This is a genomic window from Sandarakinorhabdus sp. (genome assembly GCF_031422795.1).
In the GTDB taxonomy this organism is placed as follows: domain Bacteria; phylum Pseudomonadota; class Alphaproteobacteria; order Sphingomonadales; family Sphingomonadaceae; genus Sandarakinorhabdus.
In genome coordinates, this window is record NZ_JANPML010000308.1 from 1 (window position 1) to 4,818 (window position 4,818).

A 4,818-nucleotide genomic window follows, 5' to 3' on the forward strand; every position below is an offset into this window, starting at 1 on the left:
GATTCACCGAACAGCGAGCCCTCGTCATGCTGAACTTGTTTCAGCATCCATGGCGCGCCTGTGTCGACGGGCCTGCTTTGCGGGGCCTTCCCCCCATGGATGCTGAAACAAGTTCAGCATGACGAAAGTTGGAGGGCAGCCCCAACGAATCGGGTGCAGGGTCGGCGATCCTGCCCGCCGCCCCGCATCAAGTGCGGGGTGACGTGCCCGCTTATTCTTCCTCTTCCACCCCGCCTTGTTTCAGTAACTCGCGCGTTAGCAGGCCGGTGTAGCGGCGTTGGCGGCGGCGGGCTTTGGTGGGGTTGGCGCGCCAGCCTTCGCGTTTGTCGTGGACGGCGTGTTGGAGGTCGTCGGCCTGGGTGATGTCGTGCGCGTCTTGGGGGGAGGTGCGTTTGGGCATCGGTCGGCTCCGGTTGGGGAGGGACCCACCCCCGGCCCCTCCCTTGAAAGGGAGGGGAGAAGAAAGGGTCAGGCGAGGGTGGCGAGGAAGGTGGCGGCCTGTTCCCGGATGCGGGTTTGTTCGTCCTCTGAGAATCGCCGCCAGCCGTCGTACATGCGCCACAGGCGTTGGTTGCCCGACAGGCGCTCTTCGTGGCGGGCGAGGAAATCCCAATAGAGGCTGTTGAGCGGGCAGGCTTTGGGGCCGGTGCGTTGTTTGACGTCGTATTTGCAGCTTTTGCAGTGGTCGCTCATGCGGTTCACATAGGCGCCGCCGGCGGCATAGGGCTTGGTGGACATCAGGCCGCCGTCGGCGAATTGGGACATGCCGATGACGTTAGGGGCTTCGACCCATTCCAGCGCGTCGGCATAGACGGCGAGGTACCAGCGGTGGACTTCGGCGGGATCGGTGCCGACCAGCATGGCGAAATTGCCCAGGATCATCAGGCGCTGGATGTGGTGGGCGCTGCTGTTGCGGCGGGTGTTGTCTACGGCTTCGGACAGGCAGCGAAGATCGGTGGGTGCCCCCCAATAGGCGGCGGGCAGCGGGCGGGTGGCGGCGAGGTGGTTGCGCGCCGTGTAATCCGGCCCGGCGAACCAGTAGAGCCCGCGCACATATTCGCGCCAGCCCAGGATCTGGCGGATGAAGCCTTCCACGGCGTTCAGCGGCGCGGTGCCGGCGTGGTAGGCGGCTTCGGCGGCCTGGCACACTTCAAGTGGGGAGAGCAGGCCGAGATTGAGCGCAGGCGAGAGCAGGCTGTGGTTGAGCACGTCCTCGCCGGTGACCATGGCATCCTGATAATCGCCGAAGCCGGCGAGGCGGTGGGCCACGAAATCAGCGAGCGCGGCCAGCGCCTGCGTGCGGGTGACGGCCCAGCGGAAACCATCGATGCTGCCGAAATGATTGCCGAACCGGCCGGCGACGAGCGCCATCACGTCGCTGGTGATGGCATCAGGGGCGAAGCGCACGGGGGGCGTGAAGCGGTGGCCCTTGGGCACGGATTTGCGGTTGTCCGCGTCGTAATTCCACTGGCCGCCCGCCGGCTGGTCTCCGTCCATCAACAGGCCGGTTTGCCGGCGCATGATGCGGTAGAAATCCTCCATGATCATGCGCTTGCGGCCCTGCGCCCAGCCGGCGAACTGTTCGATGGTGCAGATGAAGCGATCATCATCAAGGATGGTCAGCGGCAACCCGGTGCGCTCGGCCCATTGGCGTTGGCCTTCCAGCACGCGCCATTCGCCGCCGGCGACCGTGACAATGCTGGTGGCACCATGGCGGGCGGCGGCGCGTGCCACTTCGCTGGCGAAATCACCCGTGTTGGCGGGATCGTCCAGCGTCACATAATCCACCGTCCAGCCCGCGCCGCGCAGTTCATCGGCGTAGTGGCGCATGGCGCTGAAGAACAGGGCGATCTTCTGCGGGTGGTGGGGGACGTAGGTGGCTTCATCGGCCACCTCCATCATCAACACCACCGCGCTGGCCGGGGTGACGTCGCGCAGGCTGGCGAGGGTGTGGGAGAGTTGATCGCCGAGGATGGGGATGAGGATCGTCATGGCACTGCTGTTGCCGGAGCGGCGGCGGTGGGCAAGGCGAGGCGATGCCGCAGCTTGCTGTTCAACCTGGCAACCGCTTGGTATGGCTATGTGCGGCGCATTGTTTCCGATGTGCGGCATCGGGGGCGTTTGATGCGAATTTGTGCTGATTACCGGCCTGCAGCTGATGCCTGATATCTTCCTGTCCTACAGCCGAAACGACCTTGCCACCGCTGGCCAGATGGCGGCGGTGTTGCAGGCGGCCGGGCATGATGTGTGGTGGGATCAGGCACTGAAAGCCGGCGCGGTGTATGATCGGGTGACCGAGACGGCCCTGCGCGAGGCGCGGTTGGTGGTGGTGCTGTGGTCCGCCGCGTCGGTGGATTCCGATTGGGTGCGATCCGAAGCCACGATCGCCCTGCAGCGCGGCGCACTGGTGCCGGTGATGATCGAGGCTTGCCAACGCCCGGTGATGTTTGAACTGCGCCAATCCGCCGATCTGGTGGGGTGGAAGGGCAATGCGAAAGACCCGCGCCTGGCGGCGTTTCTGGCGGATGTGACGCGGCAGTTGGGCACCCCCGCCCCGGCCGCGAGCATTGCCATGGCACCGGCAGGCCCCAGCCGCCGGCTGCTGATGGGCGGTGCCGCCGGGTTCGCGGCGCTGGTGGTGGGCGGGTTCGGGGCGTGGAAGTACATGGGCGGCAAGCCCGATGACGGCACTGCCAGTGTCGTGGTGTTGCCGTTTGTCAACCTTTCGGGGGATGCCAGCCAGGCCTATTTTGCAGATGGCCTCGCAGAGGAGCTGCGCAACGCCTTGTCCCAGATCGTCGGGTTGAAGGTGATCGGCCGCGCTTCGTCGGAACGGTTTCGCGATAGCGCCGATCTGGCGGACTTGGCTGCGCAACTGGGCGTTGCCAATGTGCTGACCGGCAGTGTCCGCCGCTCTGCAAACACGGTGCGCATCAGCGCGCAATTGAGCGACAGCAAGACGGGTGTCGAAATCTGGTCGCAAAGCTATGATCGTCCCTCCGGCGATGTGCTGGACATCCAGAGCAGCATCGCCACCAGCGTTGTCGGCGCCCTCAGCCCCCGGCTGGGCAAGGCGGCCGGCAAGGTGCAGGCAGGCGGAACCGACAATGTCGAGGCCCAGGCACTGTATTTCGAGGCGGACGCAACCATCGTAAACGATGCAGCAAGCGCAGCGGGCGGCATTGCCAAACTCGATGCGGCGATTGCGCTCGATCCCGATTATGCACTGGCCCATTCCAGAAAGGCGAATTTTTTGGCTGCTCTGAGTGGCAGGGAAACAGACTGGCCGGCTTCGCGTGAATTATATGCGCAGGCGGTTGCGTCGTCGCGCCGCGCTGTTGAAATAGCACCGAAGTCGGGCAGGGCGTTGGCAAACTACTCGACATTCGAACTTGCCCTGCTGAACGTCCGTGCCGCAGTTGCGGGCGCCGAACGCGCAGCTCTGCTTGAGCCGGGTAATCCCGATGCCATCGCCGGTGCAGCTCGCAGCATCTTTGCTGTGAATCCTGCGCGCGCTGCCGTGCTGGCTGGCCGCGCCATTGCCCTTGATCCGTTCAGCGCGCGGGCATTTCATGCGCACGCCGAAGCCTTGTTCAATCTTGGGCACTACAACGACGCCGTGGTCGCCGCCGGCAAGGCGCTTGATCTGTCCAGCGGCGTCCGCGGGCGCGCGCAATTGTTCGAATCTCTGGTCATGCTTGGTCGGCTTGCAGAGGCCCGCCCATTGATTGCCAAACAGACGTTGTGGCGTGGCCCGGCGGGCATTGCGTTGCTGGAGTCACGCGCTGGAAATCGCGCCGCTGGCGATGCGGCGCTGGCCGCACTTGGCGGCTATGCGGCGCAAAGAACGGGCTATTCCCGGGCGCGGGTCCATGCCCAGCGGGGTGATCAGGAGATCGCACTCGCAGCACTTGCAGAAGCGTTGGCGGCCGAAGACTCGCTCTTGACGCTTATCGCCTTCGATCCCTTCGTCGATCCGCTGCGCAAGGACCCGCGCTTCAGGGCCATTCAGGACAAGATCGTTCCACCTGACCTGATCGTGGGGCCGAAGCGGCGGTAACATCAGGTTGCCGCCTATTCCCTTGCCCGACCGGTTGAGAGATGGGGCCGGTGGCCCAAGCCCATGCGACCAAAACATGATAGTCGCGGTCGCCCGGCCAGCCCTGTATGCTCGGCTGATAACGCACGGGGAGGCCACAGCCATGTCGATCGATTTCGAGATTCCAGCCGAAGCCAAGGCGATTCGCGAACGGGTGCGCCAATGGGTGAACGATGAATGCCGGCCGGCGGAAAAGGAGCTGCACGACGGCGGTGATTACAAAACGGTGCTGGCGCGGTTGCGGGCCAAGGCGCGGGCGCAAGGCCTGTGGTTGCCGTTCATTCCCGTCGAACATGGCGGCATGGGGCTGGGCCCGCTGGCCAATGCGCTGGTGCAGATGGAACTGGGGCAAAGCCATTTGGGCGCGCTGTCGATGAACAGCCAGGGGCCGGACGATGCGACGATGCTCACCCTGCTGGCGCACGGCACGGAGTTTCAGAAGGAGAAGTTCCTGAAACCCCTGCTGAATGGGGACAAGCGGGTTTGTTATTCGATGACCGAAAAGGCCGCCGGTGCCGACGCGACGGGGATGCGCACGACCGCGGTGAAGGACGGCAACAGCAATTACATCATGAACGGCGAAAAATGGTTCTCGTCCGCCGCCAGTGCCGCCGATCTGGCCGTGGTGATGGCGCGCACCGATCCCGATGCGCCGCGCCACCAGCAGTTTTCCACCTTCATCGTTGAGCTGCCCAACCCCGGCTACATCATCAAGCGCG

At 64.8% G+C, this 4,818-nt stretch carries 4 protein-coding genes; 2 read left to right on the forward strand and 2 right to left on the reverse strand.

What is annotated here, in order from left to right:
* Positions 1 to 211: 211 nt before the first annotated feature.
* Together RMO81_RS11085 and RMO81_RS11090 are read right to left on the reverse strand one after the other, a co-directional pair.
* Entirely contained in the window at positions 212 to 400 is a 189-nt protein-coding gene (locus tag RMO81_RS11085) for a hypothetical protein (protein ID WP_310475923.1), read from the reverse strand.
* Positions 401 to 468: 68 nt separating this feature from the next.
* Positions 469 to 1,992: a cryptochrome/photolyase family protein gene (locus tag RMO81_RS11090; protein ID WP_310475924.1), complete on the reverse strand. Its 1,524-nt coding sequence runs from the start codon at positions 1,990 to 1,992 to the stop codon at positions 469 to 471.
* Positions 1,993 to 2,158: 166 nt separating this feature from the next.
* Between RMO81_RS11090 and RMO81_RS11095 the strand changes: the two genes are divergently transcribed.
* Together RMO81_RS11095 and RMO81_RS11100 are read left to right on the forward strand one after the other, a co-directional pair.
* Positions 2,159 to 4,060: a TIR domain-containing protein gene (locus RMO81_RS11095; protein ID WP_310475925.1), complete on the forward strand. Its 1,902-nt coding sequence runs from the start codon at positions 2,159 to 2,161 to the stop codon at positions 4,058 to 4,060.
* A gap of 142 nt (positions 4,061 to 4,202) precedes the next feature.
* Positions 4,203 to 4,818, forward strand: a 616-nt coding sequence (locus RMO81_RS11100; protein WP_310475926.1) for an acyl-CoA dehydrogenase family protein, incomplete at its 3' end; no start/stop codon positions are given.